18 protein-coding genes and 1 tRNA gene are annotated in these 20,652 nt (G+C 59.9%); 5 read left to right on the top strand and 14 right to left on the bottom strand.

Annotated elements, in window-relative coordinates; translation table 11 throughout:
* Positions 1–30: 30 nt before the first annotated feature.
* From KUV72_RS12970 to KUV72_RS13025, 12 genes are all read right to left on the bottom strand, one after another.
* Complete coding sequence (locus tag KUV72_RS12970) at positions 31–1,833, bottom strand: sigma-54 dependent transcriptional regulator (RefSeq protein WP_222238691.1); 1,803 nt, start codon at positions 1,831–1,833, stop codon at positions 31–33.
* A 1-nt stretch (position 1,834) separates the two neighbouring features.
* On the bottom strand, positions 1,835–2,932 hold the full coding sequence (gene hypB, locus KUV72_RS12975; RefSeq protein WP_222238692.1) for a hydrogenase nickel incorporation protein HypB: 1,098 nt from the start codon (positions 2,930–2,932) through the stop codon (positions 1,835–1,837).
* The gene (gene hypA / locus KUV72_RS12980; RefSeq protein ID WP_222238693.1) at positions 2,932–3,273 is read right to left on the bottom strand and encodes a hydrogenase maturation nickel metallochaperone HypA; all 342 of its coding nucleotides are present in this window, start codon (positions 3,271–3,273) and stop codon (positions 2,932–2,934) included. Before hypA ends, hypB begins: the two co-directional genes overlap by 1 nt.
* Positions 3,266–4,357, bottom strand: a complete 1,092-nt coding sequence (locus tag KUV72_RS12985) for a hypothetical protein (RefSeq protein WP_222238694.1) — start codon at positions 4,355–4,357, stop codon at positions 3,266–3,268. The genes hypA and KUV72_RS12985 overlap by 8 nt, the downstream gene beginning before the upstream one ends.
* The gene (gene hybE / locus KUV72_RS12990; protein ID WP_222238695.1) at positions 4,357–5,442 is read right to left on the bottom strand and encodes a [NiFe]-hydrogenase assembly chaperone HybE; all 1,086 of its coding nucleotides are present in this window, start codon (positions 5,440–5,442) and stop codon (positions 4,357–4,359) included. The genes KUV72_RS12985 and hybE overlap by 1 nt, the downstream gene beginning before the upstream one ends.
* Entirely contained in the window at positions 5,439–6,269 is an 831-nt protein-coding gene (locus tag KUV72_RS12995) for a hydrogenase expression/formation protein (RefSeq protein ID WP_222238696.1), read from the bottom strand. The genes hybE and KUV72_RS12995 overlap by 4 nt, the downstream gene beginning before the upstream one ends.
* Positions 6,270–6,310: 41 nt before the next feature.
* The gene (locus KUV72_RS13000) at positions 6,311–6,709 is read right to left on the bottom strand and encodes a hypothetical protein (protein ID WP_222238697.1); all 399 of its coding nucleotides are present in this window, start codon (positions 6,707–6,709) and stop codon (positions 6,311–6,313) included.
* A 154-nt stretch (positions 6,710–6,863) separates the two neighbouring features.
* Positions 6,864–7,193, bottom strand: coding sequence for a HypC/HybG/HupF family hydrogenase formation chaperone (locus tag KUV72_RS13005; protein WP_222238698.1), 330 nt, complete (start codon positions 7,191–7,193; stop codon positions 6,864–6,866).
* A gap of 55 nt (positions 7,194–7,248) precedes the next feature.
* The gene (locus KUV72_RS13010) at positions 7,249–8,043 is read right to left on the bottom strand and encodes a HyaD/HybD family hydrogenase maturation endopeptidase (RefSeq protein ID WP_261317482.1); all 795 of its coding nucleotides are present in this window, start codon (positions 8,041–8,043) and stop codon (positions 7,249–7,251) included.
* 639 nt (positions 8,044–8,682) lie between these two features.
* A complete protein-coding gene (cybH, locus tag KUV72_RS13015) occupies positions 8,683–9,489 on the bottom strand; it encodes a Ni/Fe-hydrogenase, b-type cytochrome subunit (protein WP_222238699.1) in 807 nt (268 codons plus the stop codon).
* Between the two features lie 13 nt (positions 9,490–9,502).
* Positions 9,503–11,317, bottom strand: a complete 1,815-nt coding sequence (locus KUV72_RS13020) for a nickel-dependent hydrogenase large subunit (RefSeq protein ID WP_222238700.1) — start codon at positions 11,315–11,317, stop codon at positions 9,503–9,505.
* Entirely contained in the window at positions 11,317–12,414 is a 1,098-nt protein-coding gene (locus tag KUV72_RS13025; protein WP_277987396.1) for a hydrogenase small subunit, read from the bottom strand. The genes KUV72_RS13020 and KUV72_RS13025 overlap by 1 nt, the downstream gene beginning before the upstream one ends.
* A gap of 360 nt (positions 12,415–12,774) precedes the next feature.
* Between KUV72_RS13025 and KUV72_RS13030 the strand changes: the two genes are divergently transcribed.
* A tRNA-Met gene (locus tag KUV72_RS13030) sits at positions 12,775–12,851 on the top strand.
* Between the two features lie 238 nt (positions 12,852–13,089).
* Here the strand turns inward: KUV72_RS13030 and KUV72_RS13035 are convergent.
* Positions 13,090–14,421, bottom strand: a complete 1,332-nt coding sequence (locus tag KUV72_RS13035) for a M18 family aminopeptidase (RefSeq protein ID WP_222238701.1) — start codon at positions 14,419–14,421, stop codon at positions 13,090–13,092.
* Positions 14,422–14,595: 174 nt separating this feature from the next.
* Between KUV72_RS13035 and KUV72_RS13040 the strand changes: the two genes are divergently transcribed.
* From KUV72_RS13040 to KUV72_RS20085, 4 genes are all read left to right on the top strand, one after another.
* Positions 14,596–16,674 (top strand): carboxy terminal-processing peptidase, encoded by a 2,079-nt coding sequence (locus KUV72_RS13040; RefSeq protein ID WP_222238702.1) that lies wholly within the window; start codon positions 14,596–14,598, stop codon positions 16,672–16,674.
* A 642-nt stretch (positions 16,675–17,316) separates the two neighbouring features.
* Positions 17,317–18,690: a glutamate decarboxylase gene (locus KUV72_RS13045; RefSeq protein WP_222238703.1), complete on the top strand. Its 1,374-nt coding sequence runs from the start codon at positions 17,317–17,319 to the stop codon at positions 18,688–18,690.
* A 707-nt stretch (positions 18,691–19,397) separates the two neighbouring features.
* The gene (locus KUV72_RS20080; protein WP_222238763.1) at positions 19,398–19,523 is read left to right on the top strand and encodes a type II toxin-antitoxin system CcdA family antitoxin; all 126 of its coding nucleotides are present in this window, start codon (positions 19,398–19,400) and stop codon (positions 19,521–19,523) included.
* Entirely contained in the window at positions 19,523–19,858 is a 336-nt protein-coding gene (locus KUV72_RS20085; RefSeq protein WP_222238704.1) for a CcdB family protein, read from the top strand. Before KUV72_RS20080 ends, KUV72_RS20085 begins: the two co-directional genes overlap by 1 nt.
* A 126-nt stretch (positions 19,859–19,984) precedes the next feature.
* Here KUV72_RS20085 and KUV72_RS13060 read toward each other — a convergent pair whose 3' ends face one another.
* Entirely contained in the window at positions 19,985–20,638 is a 654-nt protein-coding gene (locus tag KUV72_RS13060; RefSeq protein WP_222238705.1) for a hypothetical protein, read from the bottom strand.
* Positions 20,639–20,652: the final 14 nt, after the last annotated feature.

The following is a 20,652-nucleotide window of genomic DNA, read 5'->3' on the forward strand; positions in this document are numbered from 1 at the left end:
ATGATCTATGCAGCGCGGTCTTAGGTGGCGTCACTGGGCGTCACTGGGCCCCGCCGCGTCGCCACCCTCAATCCCATAGTCGATTCCATAGCGCTTGAGCTTGGCGCGCAGCCCAATGCGCGAAAGCCCAAGCTCCTCGGCGGCACGTGTCTTGTTGCCGGCATGCCGGGTCAACGCTTCGAGCAGGCAGCGCGTCTCCAACAGTTCGATCTGCTCCCGCAGGGTCGCCGCGGGAGCGGTCGTCGAGGCGGGGTGACTCTGCCGATGGCTATCACGAACGCAGGGTTCTCCTGGGACTGCGCCTAGGCCCCCGTCTGTCTCCTCTGCTCTGATCTCACTCCTGACTTCACTTCTGGCGGCACCTCCGGCTTCCCTCCTGACCGGCCCCTTGTTCCTTTCTTCACAACCCCATCCTTCACAACCCCATCCTTCACAACCCCATCCTTCACGACCCCATCCTTCACGACCCCGCTCTTCACGGCCCGGCTCTTCACTGCACTGCTCTTCACGGAACATGCCGGCATGGGGTGGTGTTCGCAGTGCTTCGGGCAGCAGCTCCAGACCAATGGTCGCGCCGGTCGTCATCATCAGCATGCGCGTAATCTGATTTTCCAGCTCGCGCACGTTACCGCTCCAGGGTTGGGCCGATAGACAGTCAAGCACGCCAGGACCAAACCCCGAGACACGCACGCCGTGACGGCTGGCCAGCTGCATCAACAGCGCTTCTGCCAGCGAAGGAATATCCTCAGGCCGTTCACGCAGTGCCGGCAAGGCCACCGTGGCAACGTTCAAACGATGGTACAGGTCTTCCCGAAAGCGGCCCGCCGCCACCTCTGCCGCCAGATCACGGTGGGTGGCGGCAATCACCCGCACATCCAGCTGACGCACAGTGTTGGTACCCACCGGACGTATCTCGCCCTCCTGCAGGAAGCGCAGCAATCTCAGCTGGAAGGCGGGCGAGGCGTCCCCAACCTCGTCGAGCAGCAGCGTGCCCTGCTGCGCCCGTTCCAACATACCGATACGGTGGGCACTGGCGCCGGTAAAGGCCCCCTTGCAATGTCCAAACAGCTCGCTTTCCAGCAACTCGTCTGACACCGCGCCGCAATCCAGCGCCAGAAAGGGCATCTCGGAGCGCAGGCTGGCTGAATGTATGGCCCTCGCCATCAGCTCCTTGCCGGTGCCACTTTCTCCTGTCACCAATACCGGGACGTCGAAGCCGGCTATCCGAGCAGCCAGATGACAGAGGCCATCAAGGGGCGACCCCGGCAAACGGATGATTCGCTCAAACCCGCGGGACTGTTGCAGCTGCTGTCGATGCGCGGCCAGACGCGCCTGAACAACCGGCTGTGACAGCGCCTGTTCGGCGCGTAGCCGGCGTGTTTCTCGCTCGAGCCAGTAGTGCTGCTGAGCATGCTCAACGGCGCGTACCAGCGTCCACGGCAGATGCTGACGAAAGAGACGCTGAAACGCCTCGGGCAGCGCCACGTCGCTGTCGCCTCCCCTGACCATCGCTGCCGCATGCTCGGACTCCCCCTCAGACGCCTCATCCAGCACGAGAAGACCACGCACGTCAGGCCAGCGCTGGGTCAGCTCCTGGACCCAGCCCGGCGACAACGGCACCTGGGTATCGACGACCAGCACCCCAACCCATTGCCGCGCCAGCTGCTCCCGGGCCCCTGGCCAATCCTGTGCGACCAGACACTCCGGCGCAGGCGATGACAGCCCGCTGAGCAGAGACTCGTACAGCGACTGGCCCACCACCAGCACACCGGGAAGCGCATCCGCTGCGACCAGGCCCGCCCCCAGCGCCGAGCGTTCCGTCAGGGAAGACACGTCACAGGACCTTGAGGCCTGGCGCCTCGCCTTGCTCCAGCTTCTCGAGGCGTTGGCGCGCCGCCTCCAGCGCGCGCTGCCGCAGCATTTCTCGCCGCTGGGCGATCCACTGAAGCCAGCGGTCCATGCCCTCGCCACTGCGGGCCGACAGCCGGATAATCTCGATATCCGGGTTGATCTGGCGGGCGTAGGCTTCACAGGCCTCTATATCGACATCCACATGGGGCGCCAGATCCATCTTGCTCAACAGCATGAGGGAGGCTGCGGCGAACATGTGGGGATACTTCAGCGGCTTGTCCTCTCCCTCTGTCAGCGACAGGATGACCACCTTGGCATCTTCACCAAGGTCGAACCCTGAAGGGCACACCAGGTTGCCGACGTTCTCGATGAACAGCAGCCCAAGCTCCGCCGGCATCACCCTGGGAAGCGCTCGCTCGATCATCGATGCATCCAGATGGCAGCCCTTTCCGGTATTGACCTGAAGCGCCGGGACTCCCGTCTCACGAATGCGCTGAGCGTCGTTGGCCGTCTGCTGGTCGCCTTCAATGACCGCCAGCCCATCAGGCCCCAGCCGCCGAATCGTCTCGACCAGCAGCGTGGTCTTGCCGGAGCCTGGACTGGACACCAGGTTCAACGACAGCACGCTTTTCGCTTCAAGCTGCTGGCGTACGCTGTCGGCGATCCGGTTGTTGCGCGACAGCACGTCTGTCTCGATCTCGATCAGCCGGCGCTGCGACAATCCCGCCACCTCGACGCCAGCGGGTCCCGAACCACAGTCCAGATGCGCCTCCGCACCGGCGGTGACACTGCCCATGGCATGCCGGGGGCCTTGTTCATCCGCGGGGCCTGCCTGGCTATGGCTAAGGTCATGGCTATGGCTATGGCTATGGCTATGATCATGGTGATGGTCATGCCCATGATCGTGGTGATGGTCGTGGCTATGAGCGTGGCTATGATCGTGACCCTGGTCGTGGCTATGTCCGTGATGATGCGCGTGATGATCGTGCCTATGGTCATGCGCGTGGTCATGATGGGTGTGGTCGTCCTCACCGGGACGGTTCTGCACGCCAGTCCCGGCGCAACCGCATACGGTACACATCAGATTACCTCCAGTTCCTTGATGCGAAGTTCTTCTCCGCCGGTAACTCTCAGGCGCGAGCTGGAACAGCACGGACAATGATCGCCCCGCTGCTTGAGCGTCACGGTCTGGTTGCAGCCAAAGCACCAGGCGACGGCAGCCACCTCGACGATCTCAAGCCTGGCGCCCTCGACGAGGGTTCCTCGAGCGCTCAGGTCGAACCCAAACCGCAGCGCGTCGGGCTCGACACACGCCAGGGCGCCGACCTCCAGGCAGACTCGGGTGACCTGGGTGAACGGATCGCTGCGGGCGTGCTCTTCAATCAGCTCCACGATCCCCTGGCACAGGCTCAACTCATGCATGCTGGCCCCCCCGCTCTCCGGCTGCGTTGACGTCTCCTCCCGCTTGCTGCGATGCAGGCCAGGTCATATCCGTCGTCTGCCACACCACCGGCAGACAAGGGTCTGCGCAGCTAAGGGCGATGGCCACGCGCTGCCGGGCACCGCTGTCGCCTGAGCCGTAGGCAGAGCTCAGCAGTCGTGCCAGAAATCCCGGCTGACACCCGCCCGCATCATCGTCGTGGTCATCTGCGAGGGGTGTATCGAGCATGGCATCGGTAGGGGTATGGATACGGTACGCCATGACCCGGCCATCGCGGCAATCGACCTGATGCCACAACCGGCCACGAGCAGCCTCTGCCCAGCCGTCGCCAGGACGGGATCGACCAAACCAGGCACGCGCTGACGACGCTGGGCATGTGCCGCTGCGGGACGTACCATCGCCGCCAGCTGCGTCATCTCTGACATCACGCAAACCCTCGATCAGGCGTGCCACCTCGACGACGCGCGCCAGCATCCGAACATGCAGGCTCCAGCCATGCCGGGCGATGAGCGGCGCCAAGGCCGGGTCAGAGGCAACGCGTCGCACGAAGCTGGGGTCATTGACCGCCTCCATGCGTCCAGCCCCGGGCGGCCAGTCAGCCGTCTGCCGTAGTACCTGAGCAGGCAGGCTGGGTGAGGCGCTCCACCACGCCGAGAGATCGGCGAGCACCCGGTTCGCCCGCTGGGCCAATAGCCGGTGCTCAAACTCCTCAAGGTCAGCCAGCCCCATGCTGGCCAGCCCCTGCAGCTCGTTGCCCGCCGCCGGATGCCCCATGGCCCCAGGCCAGTCGCGCAACATCACCAGCGCGTGCTCTCGCAGCACTTCACACTGGATGTCGGTGTGCTGGGCAGCTGGCACCGCCAGCCCCATGGCAGACGCGGCGGCGGCGGTCTGGGCGGCGGCGCAGAGGTTATACAGACATCCCACCATGGCCAGAGCCTCGGCGGGACGACGGTCCTTTAGCCAGTGAGTGGGCAGACGGCCACGCTGTCGAACGCGAAAGACAGGCGAGTTGGTGCCTTCAGGCCGGTGAGGGTCATGGTCGATGACCAGAGCAAGCATCATCAGGATGTTGCCTTTCCAGACAGGCCGATGGTTACCACGTCACGACGTGAGCGCGGACGCTGCGAAGCGCTCAGATGCGGTTGGTGAATATCGGGATCTTGCTGGTCCGCTGGTGAGGAGTCGTCCGTGGATGGGGCCTCGTCATCCTGAGCGCTGTGCTGTCTGGCGGCGATATCCGCGTGACGATCCGTCTCAGCGCGATGGGCCGCATCGAACAGGGCATCCATGACCGCATGGGCAACGTCTAGCGCATATTCCTGGCTCGTGAACTCGCTCATGTCCGAGAACAGGGCGCAGGCAAAAAAACCGCCTACGGGCGCGCTCAGGTTGTAGATGAACTCATACTCCCCCGAGGGAAAGGCCACTATCCGCTTGTCTCCTGAACGCAGATCGGTCACTTCATCGGTCGCAGGGATAAGCACCAGATTCATCAGCCAGGGCGCGATCAACACGCCCAACTGCCCCTGGCATTTCGATGTCGTGGATTGCCACTCCCGAAAGCCCACCGACGCGACGCTAAGCCCTGGATGACAGAAGGGCATGTCTTTCATGCGCGATGCCTGGGTCTCACGGAAGGCCTCGACCAGCGAACGGACCTGGCTGCTGGCCTGACTGATGACCTGACTATTGGCCCCGTTACTGGGCGGACTATTGGCCCTGTTAGCAGCCCCGTGACGGGTGCTGGTGGAGCCCTGAGGGAAGGACGCCTCGATTGACGTTGCAGACGCAGGTTCTGCCGCACCCAAGGGTGCCACGCCCGACACGCTAGTCCCCCCGTGAGCGTCCTCAGGTTGAGCTCGAGCGACCGCGGACGGCGGCTCACCCTGGCCCGGCTCGATGATGGCTGTGGTGGCGGGGGCGTTATCATCACTCAGCACCATAAACTGTTGGCTATCGCCATCGCAGCTGGGGCAGCGCCAATCCGCTGGAAGACGAGAAAATGGCGTGCCTGGCGCTATTTGCCTGCTGCTGTCACCCATTGCCGGGTCATAGCAGTACCAGCAAATCTTGCATTCAAGACGGGCGTTATCGTCCAGACGCGCCGCGTCGCCAAGGAAGGACCCTTCAAACTGGGAATGGATCACGCCATGGCCTCCAGCGTCTGTTCAAGCCGGACCACAGAGTCGGCGATGTCCTCAGGCGCCGCGCAGGCCACCTCAGGGATGTCGGACACTTCGATGACGTCGAGAATCAGCGCATCCTGGGAATTGAAATAACGCACCCGCCAGACATGCTCCAGCGCCGTGCTGTCGATACGGCAATTGCCGTAGCCCCGGGACAGAATCGATACCTCGCCCTGGCCCAGCGCCAGCTCAAGGTAATGAAGGTCCTCCGGGGTATGGGGCAGGAGCGACAGGTTGATGGCGTAGGGCTCATCGCCGGGACGGTGAGCGTGACAGCGCTCGACCAGCTCCGTGACGATAAAGGGGCCATTGACGACCCCTGCCGCCGTTTCCGGTGGGCAGAAAATTCGCTTGGGTGGCGTCTTCAGTGCGGCGCTGGGCACCCTGCCGATCTCGATTCGCTCGTCAGCCCCGCCACTGCCTACCGTGGTCACTCGCCATAGCCCGGCGAAGATGGACTCCTGTACATCGCAGGATGGCTCACCCGTCGCACGCACCGAGACCTCTCCTTCCCCGAGTGTATCGGCCACCACCCGACGGTTTTCGTCGTCCAGCGGTGGAAGCTCAACCACCAGATTGCCGCCTTCCGGCGTCCACCGAGACGCGGCGGCGGCCAAGGCCTTCAACGCCGTAAGAGCCGGGCGAATGCGTTCGGGGTCTTCCACTTCAGGCAACGAGGCATGAAAGGTGCGCATGTCCGACGGCATGGGAAGATAGTCGAGTTCGGCACCTTCTTGACTGCCGGGCCCTACCCCACCCAAGGAGGGAGAAAAGTGGTTCAGCGTCATGATCCATTCCTTTTTATAGGCCCGCCAATCACCCCAACGACTTATGACTGCCTGGCGATCAACTGGGCGTGCGGCGATGTTCCCTCGACGATAGCGCCGACCTCTTCGAGATAGTCCTGCCAGTCACGAACCCGCGACACCACGCCCTTTAGCTGACCTTGCTCGACGAAAACCAGAGAAGGCACCGGCCAGACCTGGAAGCGCTCTCTTATCAGGTCCTCGTCCTGTCGCTGGACAACCGCAGGCATAAACTTGCCGGCAAAGGCACTCACCAGCTCCGGGAGAATGGCAGCCACGTCCTGGGTTTCGAGATTGGTCTCTGGATCGCCACTCAACAGCAGTACGTGCAACCCTTCCTCTGCCATGAACGCCTGCAATTCCGCCCCCGCCAGGCAGGGATAGTCCAGTTCATTGATCAAGCGCCCCAAGGGTCCCGTCATTGCTCTCTCCCAACGACTCTCGAATCTTTTCTCACATCCTTTCTCGCACCTTTTCTCACATCCTTTCTCGCACCTTTTCTCACGCCAGTGTCCTCCCGCATCCCGACTTCTTCGCCGAGCTTTTCCCCGAGCGGCCGCAACGCTCCAGCTTGTCTCAGCCGCTGGTCCTGCCGGCCCTTCGGGCTGCCTCGAGGTGTGGCGGTAGCCTGGGGGCTTCTGCCTCCAGGTCCGCGAAGTAGCCTGCTTCCATGGCGCCTCCCTTGGCGACTAACGCCACGGCCTCCAAGGCGCTGCGTATCAGCTGGGCTTCCTCCGGGTCGAGCACACGCCGAGCCGCACCCAGAAACACCAGCAGCCAATCGCCTATCTCCACGTCACCGATCAGCGCGATATCCACCTGTTCAGCCGCGCTTCCCTCTGCTCGGCAGCACAGGGCGAGCGAACCGGATACGTCCACCACCTGCATCGGGATGCCTACACACATGACTGCCACCTATCGTGCGGTGAGAGCCTATCGGCGGTTGTGGCCAGCCCCATCCTCATGGCGCACCTCCCTCACTGGGGCAGCCAGAACTGTCCAGACAAGTGGGCCCTTGAATCGGAGAGCGGGACGCAGAGGGCTGATGATGTTGTCGCTCCGCCACGCAACTCGGGTCGGTCTCGTTTTCGGTATCGGTCAGGGCCTCGGCATGGCTTGCCTGGACGAGAAATCGCGCGTCGCCAAGGCGACAAGCGTCTCGCGACGACGGGCGCTGTCCTTCGTAGTGATCCAGTGCCAGGGCTGGTGCGGCCAGTCCGTCCTGATCCGCGATCGCCTCACGAGGACGCAGCGTCACCTTCCAGGCGCCAAGCTCTTCCACGGCCAGCTGGATCACCTCATCGATACGGGCGGCTACCTCAGGGCACAGCGATCCGCCGTAGTCATCAATGACCTGCGGCTGCACGCCAATCAGCGTGAGATGTCGAGGTTGCCACCCCAGCAACTGCGCCGCCGCCAGCACCTCCTGAAAGCCCGTCTGATGCAGTGACATCTTCTTGGCTCCCATAAAGCTCGGAACCTCATCGTCACGCACGACATGGATCGTCGCGGGAGGAAGCCCGTAGTCGATGGCATCAATGACCAGCAGCTCGCTGCATGCCTGGATGTAGGGCAGCAGATAAAGACCCTGGGTGCCTCCATCCAGCACCGTTACCTTAGGGGGCACATCAAAACGTCGGTGGAGGGCTTCAACCGCCCGAACGCCAAATCCCTCATCGGCCCAGAGCACATTGCCGATTCCCAACACCAATATCGAAGATGCTTGGCTGTCATTGTTATCCATGGCTAAAGGCATTCGGCTCCCACCTACAAAGGCGCTAAGTTCCTGTCATATCAGCCGCTGATACCGGTAAACAGAAGACAACATAAAGGTGCTCGGTATCGACATATAGGCATGTAAAAACAGTGAATTACTGAGCGAACACTAGCGCTTCACCAAACAAAAACTCAGTGTCGCAGAATAGCTCGGGCTGTAATCAAGAAAAAATGTCTCTATTGATCCAGCACAATTTAAAGGAAAAGGGGTAAGCACCCTGTCCTTTTTCTTCCACTAACAGGCGACTTCATCGCTGGCACGGCACACATAGGTGAGATGCGTCTCGATAAGGTGTATCAAGAAAAGCCAGGAGTTACCCAGTCGCTCGTTAACGAGAGAGAAGCTTTCGCGACAGGGGCTATCGAGCAAGAGCTTTCGAGACAGAGGCTTTCTAAACAGGCTAATGCGAGATATATCAACGGCCACTTATTTCTGCATGGGACGGAAAAGCTGGCACCTTTTCCTGACATCTAGAGGAGTTATCAACTGACAAGAATTGCTAGCGGGTTGGTAAATAGCCCGCTAGCGTGTGTACGACAAGGCCACTACTTCTAGACCTTCTGGATCTTCCGAATCGTTTGAACCCTCTAAATCTTCGGGACCTCCTGAATCAGTGCATCAGAAGGGTTCATCGTCCTTGAAGGTACGTTCCCCCGAGATCATCGTCGAGACAATGCTCTGTCTCGACATGATGTCTTCGCGTATCGCGACGTATACGTGAATGATGATAAACACCACCATGACCCACATGCCAAGCCGGTGCAGGGTGTGAACATCCAGGCTCTGCCCTACCAGCGGAATGACCCAGCCAAACAGGCTGTCCTGCCAGCTCCCCCTGAGAGCCCCCTCAGCGTACAGCGCCATCCCCGTGACGATCATGAACAATGTTCCCAGGGTGATAAAAAGGAACATTGCCAGCTGCGCCAGGGGATTGTGCCCCACGTACTTGCGCGGACGCTTTTCAAGGAAAAGGTACCAGCGCAGCTCGAACCAGACCTCACGCCACCATTCGCTGCGATGCAGCGGCAGTCTGAACAGCTGCTTGGCATGATGGTTACCCACCAATGACCAGTAGAAGCGGAACAAGAAGCCAATAGTCAGTACGTATCCCGCGGTGAAATGCGCAAAACGGATGTAGCCCATCACGAAGTGATCGCTGGCCTCACCAGATACCGTCGGCAGCGGCTTGCCGATGAAGTAGCCGGTGACGATCAGCACGAGAATCGCCAAGGCATTGGTCCAGTGCCATAGCCGTAATGGGGCTTCGTACACGTAGACCGAGGTCTGCCTGACGGAATCAGGTAGCACGCCGGCCTCAGTACCGGCGCCCCCTTCGCGTGATGCGCCCGGCTGGCCCGACACTTCTGGATCAACAGAAGCCGCAGACGTCTGCGCAACATCCGGCGTCTTGGATTGCTGAGACATGATTCCTCCCCCGCTATCGCACGGTTACGCGGGACAGCTCTTCTCCGTCCTCGCTCATCACATGGGTGGAGCACGCCAGGCAAGGATCAAAGGAGTGCAGGGTGCGCAGGATTTCCACCGGTTCGTCCGGCCTTTCCATCGGGGTCCCCATCAACGAGGCCTCGAAGGCTCCGATATTGCCTTCGGCATCCCTGGGGCTGCCGTTCCAGGTGGTGGGCACGATGCACTGATAGTTCTCGATCTTGCCGTCCTTGATGCGAATCCAGTGGCCGTTCATGCCCCTGGGAGCCGCCACGATACCCACGCCACGGGCTTCACTGGGCCAGGAGGCCGGGTCCCACTTCTCGATGTTGGCCGTGGCGAGGTCACCTGCTCGAATATTGGCCACCAGTTTGTGCCAGTCATCGAGCATCATGGAGGCGCAGTAATGCGCCTCAAGCGCCCGCGCCAGGGTGCGCCCTATCGTCGAAGGCAGTGCCTGGCGTGGCGTAAGGCGGGTGCCGGCAAGCTGATTGAAGGCCGCCAGGGAGCTGTCGACCTGGTCGATGACGAACTCGTTGCCCTGGGCGTAATTGAGGATATAGCGGGCCAGTGGCCCCACCTCCATGGCGTGCCCGCGCCAGCGCGGCGACTTTATCCAGGAGTACTTGGCCGACTCATCCAGCTCCTTGATGTGGGTACGGGTACCTACGGTTGCCTGGCCCAGCTCGTAGTGGTGCTCTGTCTCGCCGTCCCACGGGTGAAGCCCCTTTGACTCGTCGGCGTAGCGATACCATGAATGGGCCACGAACTCCTGGATCTGCTCAGGATCGGTGGGGTCGACCTCGTGCACCTCGTCCCAGTTACCACCGACGATGGCACCGCCCTTCAATTGATCGGTGGACTTGTCGTAGTTGACCTTGGAGTAGTCGCCGTAATCCATCACATTGCTGCCGGCGAGACCGCCGCCATGGAGCCAGTCCTTGTAGAAGCTGGCAATGGCGATCACATCCGGCAGGTAGACGTTCTGGGAGAACGCAAAGGCCTCTTCCATACGAGCCCGAACGAAATTGAGTCGCTCCATATTGAGCGGAGCCCCGGCAGCCAGGTCACCGTCGATATTGATGGCGCAAGGCACCCCTCCCACCATGTAGTTGGGATGCGGGTTCTTGCCGCCGAACACCGTATGGACCTTGACGATCTCCTTCTGCAGATCGAGTGCCTCCAGATAGTGGGCGGTGGCCATGAGATCCGCCTCCGGTGACAGCTTGTACGCCGGGTTGTCCCAGTAGCCGTTCTTGAACAGGCCCAGCTGGCCAGACTCGATAAAGGTCTTCAGACGATTCTGCACATCCCGAAAGTAGCCAGGGGATGACAGCGGATGGTTGGGGCCGGTCAGTTGCTGCAGACGAGATGTGGCCCTGGGATCGGCGCGCAGCGCATTGACGGGATTGACCCAGTCGAGCGCATGCAGGTGATAGAAGTGGACCACGTGATCGTGCCACTGCAGCACCTTTGCCATCATTTCCCGAATCAGGTGAGCATTGCGCGGGATGCGTATATCCAGGGCATTTTCCACCGCTCTCACCGATGCCAGCGCGTGACAGCCTGTGCAGACGCCGCAGATGCGCTCGACAAAGGCCCAGGCATCCCGAGGATCACGGCCCTTCAAAATGACCTCAAGCCCACGCCACATGGTGCCCGTGGAGACCGCATTGCGAATGATGTTGTTGTCATCCACATTGACCTCACAGCGCATGTGTCCCTCGATGCGCGTGACGGGATCCACCACGATGCGACGGCCGCTTCTATCCAGATCGAACCCGTTGGGTGTGCGCGTCTGTGTCATCAGACCTCCTCCTTGCTGACGGATGACTGGCGCTTGACCTGCGCCCGTTTCAATGCGGTGACCGCGGCATGAATGGCGACCGCGCTGCCCACACCGGTCGCCACGGCACCACCGATCTGGTCGGCATTGGCCTCGATACCGAATTGGTGAACGTCCTGCAGGCGGGCGTACCAGGACCCTTTATCCCAAAAACCATCCTCCGAGCAGCCGATACAGCCGTGACCCGCCTGGATGGGGAAACTCACGCCTTCATTCCAGCGCACGGTGGAACAGGCGTTGTAGGTGGTCGGACCCTTGCAGCCGACCTTGTAAAGGCAATAGCCGCGCCTCGCCCCCTCGTCATCGAAGGCCTCGACAAATTGGCCAGCATCGAAGTGCGGACGCCGATAGCATTTGTCATGGATTCGCTGGGAATAGAACATCTTCGGACGCCCGGTACGATCCAGCTCGGGCAGGCGATCGAAGGTCAGCATGTAGGTGATGACGCCGGTCATGACCTCTGCGATGGGGGGACAGCCCGGCACCTTGATGATCGGCTTGTCGGTGATGACCTTGTGCACTGGGGTGGCCCGGGTGGGGTTGGGCCTGGCGGCCTGAACACACCCGTGACTGGCGCAGGAGCCCCAAGAGATGACTGCCTTGGCATGGGCCGCCGCCTCCCGCAGCTGATCTACGAACGGCCGGCCTCCCACGATGCAGAACATGCCGTCTTCGTTGAGCGGTGGATTACCCTCCACCGCCAGGATGTAGTTGCCCTTGTAGCGTTCGATGGTGTCGGCAAGCGCCGCCTCAGCCTGATGCCCCGCTGCGGCCATCAAGGTGTCGTCGTAGTCCAGCGAGATCATGGACAGCACCACATCCTTCACCAATGGGTGAGCCGACCGGATAAAGGACTCTGAGCAACATGTGCATTCCAGGCCATGGACCCACACCACCGGTGTGCGGGGTTTGGTTTCCATGGCGTGGGCAATCTTGGCCGTATAGGCGGGCCCCAGGCCCAGCGCTGCTGCAGTCAGAGAGCAAAACTTGAGGAACGAGCGACGCGTGACTCCCTGTCGGCGCATCACGTCGTAAAAGGTCTCGATGGGTTCCATCATCAACGACTCCCCTGTCGTGGTCGTCAATCGATCTTCAATCGGCGTTTGGCGCCCTGCTGGCGATGGCGTATCCATCGCGCGGGATCAGGACGGCTTTATGGCTAGCGCCGACGCTCACGGTCCACAAGAGAAAAGCAATACATGTGCCAACGACGTTTTCGTTATATCTTTCAGACAGGTAGCAGTATTTTCACGTTGCCGGCGGTAACCCGGCGACCGGTCGCTGTGCGCCAGGTTTTCGGCCCAGCCGGCACATCAGCACAGGGCGGCAAGCAACTTGCCAGCGCCGCTAATCGGCCACACCGCCGCCTTCCAGCTTGACATTCCAGGTCAGCCAAGTAGAATGCAGCGCCATTGAAAGGCTACGTAGCTCAGTTGGTTAGAGCACATCACTCATAATGATGGGGTCCCCTGTTCGAGTCAGGGCGTAGCCACCAGATACAGAAAAAGCCCGTCGATCCCTGATCGACGGGCTTTTTTGTTGTGACGAGATAGGCCGAGGAACCCTGACCTTTCCCCCAAGCTTCAGGGGCCGGTAGGCCTGGAAACAAGGATGACGGCGCGACTGTCTAGGGCGTGCCGTCTCTCTGCATCCTGCGGGCGCTGATGCGGGATGTCTGATGCCAGCTGTCACATGCCCGACCAGCGACCCTAACTCGTTGGGTTCCTCGAGGGTCAGACCAGTGTTGGCTGGTTGAAAAACGCGGTCAGTACGCGAGTCAGATGCTCGACATCCTGGCTGCCTGCGGTCTCGCGAATCGAGTGCATGGCCCACTGCGGAACGCCAACATCCAGCGTAGGCACCCCAAGCTCAGTCGCGGTAATCGGCCCGATGGTGCTGCCGCAGCCCATGTCGGCCCGGGTGATAAAGGTCTGCACCGGCACGTCCGCCTGCTCGCACAGATCACGGAACATGGCGGCCGTGGCACTGTTGGTGGCATAGCGCTGATTGGCATTGGTCTTGATCACTGGCCCGCCATTGAGACTTGGACCGTGCTGCGCGTCATGCTTGTCCTTGAAGTTCGGATGCAGGGCGTGGGCATTGTCACAGGAGATCATGCGCGAAAACTGAATCAGGCGAATGTAGCCTTCTTCCGTCCCCTCACCGACCTGCCCATTCACGCGCTTCAGCACGTCCGCCAGGAACGGGCCCTGGGCACCGCAGGCGCTGGCACTACCGACTTCCTCGTGGTCATTGGCCACCAGCACCATGCCCTGGTCGCCATCGGCATCCAGCATGGCCTCAAGCCCCATGAAGCAGGACAGCAGGTTGTCCAGCCGGGCACTGGCGATCAGCTCCTGGCGCAGCCCTACCAGTGACGGCGGCTGCAGGTCGTAGAAGCCCAGTTCGAAGTCCAGCACCTTGGCATCGCCGAGTCCGTGCTGCTGCTCCAGCCATTCCTGCAGCAGGCTCTCCAGGGTCGCGTCCTCATCGGCCTGCATGACGACCGGGGCCATCTGGGTCTGGGCATTCATCGCACGCCCATCGTTGGCTTCACGATCCAGATGAATCGCCAGGCTGGGAATGATCGCAATCGCCTGCTCGACGTTGATCAGCACGCCCTTCACCTGGCCATTCGGCAGTCTGACGTGAATGCGGCCTGCCAGGCCCAGATCCCGGTCAAACCAGGGCGACAGCAGCGCGCCGCCATAGACCTGAACGCCCAGCTGCAACCACCCCGCCGAACGCTGGGCAGCATGGGTCTTGAGTCGTAGATTGGGGCTGTCGGTATGAGCACCGACCATCCGCAGCGATGACAGAGGTTGCGTGCTGGGCAGGTTCACCGCAATGATGGAGGAGTCATTGCGAGTCACATAGAAGCGGTCACCGGGAACCAATTCCCAGCTGTCGGTCTCCAACAGATGGCGGTAGCCCGCATCTTCGAGCCGCTGAGCCATGTTCGCAGTGGCATGCCAAGGGCTGGGTGAACGGCGAAGAAAGTCGAGCAACCGACTGAGCCTTTTGGCGCATTCGGTATCATCCTTTGGCAAGCACTCCTGTGACATGGGCGTCCTCTGATGCATGATAGTAATGGTTCAAGGTTTGTCCTTTACTCTGTTAACACGGTAAAGGACAAGGATTGACAGCAAGCTGCTACAATGCGAATCCGGTCCAAGGGACCCGCCGACCGAGTCGGTGTCAGACCGACGAGTGTACACGAATCCTGGAGTGCTTCATTGATGAGCCTGATTGAGTCTGCGGGTCGCGCCCTGGCGCTTTCCCTGCTGATCGCGGCCCCAACGGCGCTGGCCACTCCCACGCCCGGCGACGACCAGCGTCAGGCGGCCATGGAGGTGGCCGAATCGCTGCGTTACGGCCACTACGCGGATGTGAAGCTGGACGACCAATGGTCCAACCGCGCCTTCCAGCGCTACCTCGACGTGTTGGATGGACAACGCGCCTACTTCCTTCAAGACGACGTGGATGACTTCGGTGATCTACGCACCGGCATGGATGAAGCCTTGCTGGATGGCTCCCTGGCCAGGGCCTACGACCTCTACCAGCGCTATCACGAGCGCGCCGAAGCACGCCTTGACTGGATGCTGGACGAGATCGATGACCTCGACATGTCCTTCGATGGGCTGGGTCGACTGGAGCTGGATCGCGAAGACGCCTCCTGGGCCGCCTCTCAGGAGAGCCTGGACGAGCTGTGGCGCAAGCGCCTGGCCAACGCCGCCCTGACGCTGTCGATCAGTGGACAGGACGACGACAAGGTCATCGATACCCTGCGCGAGCGCTACGAGACCCAGAAGCACCGTCTTGAGCAGACCAACTCAGAGGATGTGTTCGGACTGATCATGGCCGCCGCTACCGGCACCGTTGACCCCCACACGGAATACCTGTCGCCGCGCCAGGGTGAATCCTTCGACATTCAGATGCGACTGTCACTGGAAGGCATCGGCGCACTGCTTCAGGCCGACGGCGAATACGTCAAGGTGGCCAGCCTGGTGCCGGGCGGCCCCGCCGAGAAGGATGGCGCACTCAAGCCTGCCGACCGCATCATCGGCGTTGGCCAGGAAGGCGAGGACATCGTCAACGTGGTCGGCATGCGCCTGGATGACGTGGTCGAGCTGATTCGCGGTCCCAAGGGCTCCGAGGTGCGTCTCGAGGTGGTGCCCGGTGAAGCCGTCGATATGACCCGCTCCACCGTGGTCGATATCACCCGCGACACCGTCAAGCTCGAGGATCAGGCGGCTTCCAGCGAAGTCATCGAGGTTCAGCGCGAAGACGGGGTGCACAAGGTCGGCGTCATCGAGGTGCCCGCCTTCTACGTGGACTTCGACGCCTGGCAGGCGGGAGAAGAGAACTACCGCTCCACCACCCGTGACGTCGCCGCCGAGGTCGAGAAGCTCAAGGCCGAAGGCGTCGAGGGCATCGTCCTCGATCTGCGCAACAACGGTGGTGGTGCCCTGCAGGAAGCCAACTCGATGATCGGCCTGTTCATCGATCGCGGCCCTACCGTGCAGGTTCGTGATGCCCGTGGGCGCATCAGCCTGTACGGTGACACCGACAGCGGCACCCTCTACGACGGTCCGCTGGTGGTTCTGGTCAACCGCCTGTCTGCCTCTGCCTCGGAAATCTTCGCAGGTGCCATCCAGGATTACGGCCGTGGCCTGATCGTGGGTTCCAACACCTTCGGCAAGGGCACCGTGCAGACCCTCAATGACCTGAGCTACGGCCAGATCAAGCTGACCCGCGCCAAGTTCTACCGGATCTCTGGGGAGAGCACCCAGAACCGCGGCGTCAAGCCGGACATCATGTACCCCAGCCTGCTCGACCCCGAGATTATCGGTGAGAGCGCGCTGGACAACGCCCTGCCCTGGGACACGGTACGTGACGTTCAGTACCGCAGCTATGGCACCCCGCGCCAGTACCTGAAGGAACTGCGCACACGCCACCAGCAGCGGGCCGACGACCACCCCAACTTCCATTACCTGGAGCAGCGGGCAGAACTGGCGAGCCGCCTGCGCGAGCAGCACACCAGCGTCAGCCTCAACCGCGAGCAGCGTCAGCGTGAAGCCGACGCCCAGGACGCCGAGATGCTGTCGCTCGAGAACGAGCGCCGTGAAGCCCTCGGCCTCGATATCCTCGAGGAATGGGGCGATGCCCGCGAAAGCGGTGACGATGCCGACCTGGCCGCCGAGGAAGACGCCGAAGAGGAACAGCCCGTCGACCGCGCCGAAGTCGAAGAGTCAGCGGAAATCCTGCTCGACTTCGCCGAACTCGGCCCGAGCTGGCAGTACGCGGTAAAAGGCTAAGTCGCGATAAAGCCACATAGCTGCACGCAGAACGAAAAAGCCGGGGCATCAAGTCCCGGCTTTTTTGGTTTTAGGCCCCCACAACAGCAAGCCCACATCACGACTGTTGCATATCTAAAGCGGGTTATCTTCCGGCAAAGTCACGCCGAAGCGCGTCAACTCAAAGGCTATCTACCCTCCCCGACGCGACAGTCAACAGTACCCCTTACTAAAGCACGTGACGTATTCAGCAATGTGACCGGCAGTGTTGCGAGATATCGCTCAAGAAAGGCTTTCTCCATCCTTCCGTCCTGTTCACGTGAGCTCTGATCTCATTTCATCTACCTCACCCCACTACGGCCTGGTGAACGCGCCCCTCCGCGTGGCGTTGCACTGCGCTGCGCTGCGCTGCGCTCACCATGAAGCGATATCACACGCCATCTGGCGATTGGGAGGATGCGATTTAGAGCAATAGTCGCCTATCGGAGGAATACACGACGCGTAGCCTTGCTGAAGGCTCGCCATAACAACATCCAAAGGGAGCCGCGGCGAAAAGGACCCACAGCCACCTGGCACGGGGAAGGACGGCATTTAGCCAGATGGAGGACAGGCCAGCCCGAGGCAATTGATGACGTGTTCCATCACCCGCATAGGAGCATCACCATGAAGCATTCCTCTCCCTTTGACCTGTTCGTCAACGAGTACAACGAAGACATACCCGAGCATCACTTCCCCAGAAGCAGCATCTCGGCCTCAGCGGCGGAGGCCATTGTCAACTCGGAGGCCTGGACCGACGCCCACCCCGTCATGAACCTTTCCTCCTTCGTCACCACCTTTACCGAACCCGAAGCTCTCAAGGTGCTTGAACAGCACTTTCTGAAGAACTTTATTGACCATGACATGTACCCACAGCTATTCGCTATAGAGCAGCGAATGGTCCGTTGGCTGCATGACCTGTGGAACGGGCCGAAGGAGGCCACCCCGTATGGAGCGGCGACGGTGGGCTCCTCTGAAGCCTGCATGCTGGCAGGACTGGCCCACAAGTGGAACTGGCGCCAGGCGCGCGAGGCCGCTGGCAAGGAGACGTCGCGGCCCAACCTGGTGACCGGTGGCAACGTGCAGATCGTGTGGAAGAAATTCCTGCGCTACTTCGATGTCGAACCCAGGATTGCGCCACTCAAGCCCGGCAATTATCGACTGACCACCGAACACCTTGATGCACTGGTGGACGAGAATACCATCGCCGTCGTCGCCATCGCTGGCCAGACCTTCACGGGTGAAGATGATGATATCGAAGCGATTCATGACTGGCTGGACGACTACGAGCGACGCACTGGCCACAACGTGCCCATGCATATCGATGGCGCGTCCGGGGGTTTCGTCAATCCCTTCCTCTACCCCGACTACCCGTGGGACTTTCGACTGGCCCGGGTCAAGTCCATCAATGCATCAGGCCATAAGTTTGGGCTGGTGCCTCCGGGATTGGGTTGGGTGATCTTCCGTGACCGTGAGACCTTCAACGAGGATCTGGTGTTCTACGTCAATTACCTTGGCGGCGAGATGCCCACGGCCACCCTCAACTTTTCCCGCAGCGCTGCCCAAGTCGCCTACCAGTACTACACCTTCATTCGCCTCGGGTACGACGGTTACCGCGAGATCATGCTACATACCGTCGAGAACGCCAAATACCTGCGCACCTTGCTGGTGGAAAGCGGCTACTTCGACATCATGAATCAGACACAGCGAATTTCGGTAGTCGCGCTCACGCTGAAAGACGGCTTCGATACCTTCAATGAGTTTGATATCTCCGCCAAGGTGCGTGAACGTGGATGGGTACTCTCGGCTTACTCCATGCCACCGAATGCAGAAACCGTGACCAGTCTGCGCATCGTGGTGCGCCCCCACCTCAACCGCAACGTCATCAAGGGCTTGGCTAAAGACATCGTCACTGCCTGCGACTGGCTAAAAGCACATGGCGGCACATCAGTCGCCCCGACGTTGCACGATCATACGAAAACAGCCATCAGCAAGTGTTGAGCGCCCTCCCAAGGCCGCTGGCCACCGCCAGCGGCACCCTATCCCGCAACACGGGGCAAAGAGCTACAGCAGATCGTTGCTCGTCGCTCGTCACGCCTGCTCGACTTCGCCAAGCCAGGCCTGTGCTGGTGGCGGTACGCGGTAGAAGGCTAGGCAGCCACGGAACGATATAGCTGCACGCAGAACGAAAAAGCCGGGGCATCAAGCCCCGGCTTTTTTTGGTTCTAGCGGTCTGAAGCCAGCCATCGACAACCTAACGGCGAACAGCCCTTCTCTCTCTTCTCTCTCGTCTCTCCCTCCAAAGCCACATCACGACCAAGAGTTCGAGCACGGCGAAGCCCACAAACGCCACCCCGTAGCCCAATCGAGCCTGACGCTGCTGCGCCTCGGTCGGAAACAGCTCCAGCGAGCCCTGCAAACATCCAGCACCGCTCAACAGCATCAACACGAGCAGCAGCACCGCTGCACACCAGAGTAGGACTCTCACGTTAATCCCGCCTTGTTTGCCTGCAGCACCTGGCAATGTCGTGGCCAATGGATAAACGACTGTGCATGCTAGTGATGACGTTGAAAGCCAGGTCGACACAAATGCAAATGCTATACGATCAGGCGACTCCCAAAAATCCACAAACCACAATATAAATCGCGACTTGCAAGAAAGGGCCCGGCATATAAATGTCGACCTATCGGCCAGGCTATAGAAAGCACTGGAAGCAAAGCTCGCCGAGAGCGAAGCCGAGCAATGGCAGAGGGAGAACAGCAACGCTATCAAAGCTTACAACGATGCTGTCTCTGAGCATGGGTGCCTCGCCGAAGAGTACAGGACATTCTAATGCCCCAGTTCGACGTGTACGCTAACCCCAGCGCGTCGACGAAAAGGATGTACCCCTACCTTCTGGAGCTACAGAGCGATATCCTATCGGCGCAGGCCACCCAAATTGTGGGCCTTTGGAGGAAAATCTGGCCAGGACGGAGAAGGGCTGAACCGCACTACGCCAAAGAAGACCTTCGACAGCGAAGAATCGTTGATTCTTATTCCACAAATCGCATCACTGCCTATCAGCTTTCTAAAAGCGCACATCGGCACTCTAGAGCAAATACGAGATGGAATGGTCGCCGCACTCGACCTCACGATAGTTGGGTTCTAGTGTGGGATATAGCTATCTAACGCCCTGTTAAGGTGTGAGCAACTCTGCCATAAAACCAACATAGTGCACCGTAAACACGATACCCAACCTTGAACTGAAAATGCCAAGCGCTGGGAATCACTCTTGAATTATTTATTATATAAATTTTATGACACTCGATTTCTAAGTTCCATTGCTCGTTCAAAGCCAACAACTTGGATATTAAAACCATAATATGCAAGCATAACTCCCCAACTATCTAACCTAAAAGAAGTTCCGTTTCTTACAGCAACTCCCATTGATTGAAGCAAAGCCTCATACTCATTTTGCCCCATAGCATTACGATATGGCTTATGTTGATTGCTTTCTAAAAATGACTTAACTGCTCTCAAGGCGGGTAAAGAAGCCGCGCGCATTACTTGAGTTAATGTATTAAAGTCATCTAGTGAAATATTGTTCTTCGCAAAATGTACACACAGGTTGCCCAAGACCTTCGCCTTTAATGGACGCTCAGCTTCCGTAAGAATATCAAAGATTGTTTCAGACGCCTCTTCAGCTTTATCGTTATCTGCAAATATCTCATTAAGGAAGTGAAGAGCTTCAACTTCACTTAACTGTGAAGCCGACTTTATGAAATTTGCATAATTTCGCGTGACTTTAGCGACTAGATACTTATCTCTTGCGCTTTTTATTGAAAACGCATACTCAACAAATGGAATTTCAGCTAGTGCTTCACTTTCAATAAACAAATCAATAGATGATTCTGCGGCTTGAGACAGCTCCGTTGCCGATGAACCAACATTTAGCAAATTATTTTTCATGTTTTTAATGCTCG

It is taken from the genome of Halomonas sp. DP4Y7-1 (assembly GCF_019800705.1).
In the GTDB taxonomy this organism is placed as follows: domain Bacteria; phylum Pseudomonadota; class Gammaproteobacteria; order Pseudomonadales; family Halomonadaceae; genus Halomonas; species Halomonas litopenaei_A.

Bases quoted from the DNA above. Each gene is read 5' to 3' on its own strand.
- hypB (WP_222238692.1), bottom strand. From the start codon at position 2,932: ATGTGTACCGTATGCGGTTGCGCCGGGACTGGCGTGCAGAACCGTCCC.
- hypA (WP_222238693.1), bottom strand. From the start codon at position 3,273: ATGCATGAGTTGAGCCTGTGCCAGGGGATCGTGGAGCTGATTGAAGAG.
- KUV72_RS12985 (WP_222238694.1), bottom strand. From the start codon at position 4,357: ATGATGCTTGCTCTGGTCATCGACCATGACCCTCACCGGCCTGAAGGC.
- KUV72_RS12995 (WP_222238696.1), bottom strand. From the start codon at position 6,269: ATGACGCTGAACCACTTTTCTCCCTCCTTGGGTGGGGTAGGGCCCGGC.
- KUV72_RS13000 (WP_222238697.1), bottom strand. From the start codon at position 6,709: ATGACGGGACCCTTGGGGCGCTTGATCAATGAACTGGACTATCCCTGC.
- KUV72_RS13005 (WP_222238698.1), bottom strand. From the start codon at position 7,193: ATGTGTGTAGGCATCCCGATGCAGGTGGTGGACGTATCCGGTTCGCTC.
- KUV72_RS13010 (WP_261317482.1), bottom strand. From the start codon at position 8,043: ATGCCTTTAGCCATGGATAACAATGACAGCCAAGCATCTTCGATATTG.
- cybH (WP_222238699.1), bottom strand. From the start codon at position 9,489: ATGTCTCAGCAATCCAAGACGCCGGATGTTGCGCAGACGTCTGCGGCT.
- KUV72_RS13020 (WP_222238700.1), bottom strand. From the start codon at position 11,317: ATGACACAGACGCGCACACCCAACGGGTTCGATCTGGATAGAAGCGGC.
- KUV72_RS13025 (WP_277987396.1), bottom strand. From the start codon at position 12,414: ATGATGGAACCCATCGAGACCTTTTACGACGTGATGCGCCGACAGGGA.
- KUV72_RS13035 (WP_222238701.1), bottom strand. From the start codon at position 14,421: ATGTCACAGGAGTGCTTGCCAAAGGATGATACCGAATGCGCCAAAAGG.
- KUV72_RS13040 (WP_222238702.1), top strand. From the start codon at position 14,596: ATGAGCCTGATTGAGTCTGCGGGTCGCGCCCTGGCGCTTTCCCTGCTG.
- KUV72_RS13045 (WP_222238703.1), top strand. From the start codon at position 17,317: ATGAAGCATTCCTCTCCCTTTGACCTGTTCGTCAACGAGTACAACGAA.
- KUV72_RS20085 (WP_222238704.1), top strand. From the start codon at position 19,523: ATGCCCCAGTTCGACGTGTACGCTAACCCCAGCGCGTCGACGAAAAGG.
- KUV72_RS13060 (WP_222238705.1), bottom strand. From the start codon at position 20,638: ATGAAAAATAATTTGCTAAATGTTGGTTCATCGGCAACGGAGCTGTCT.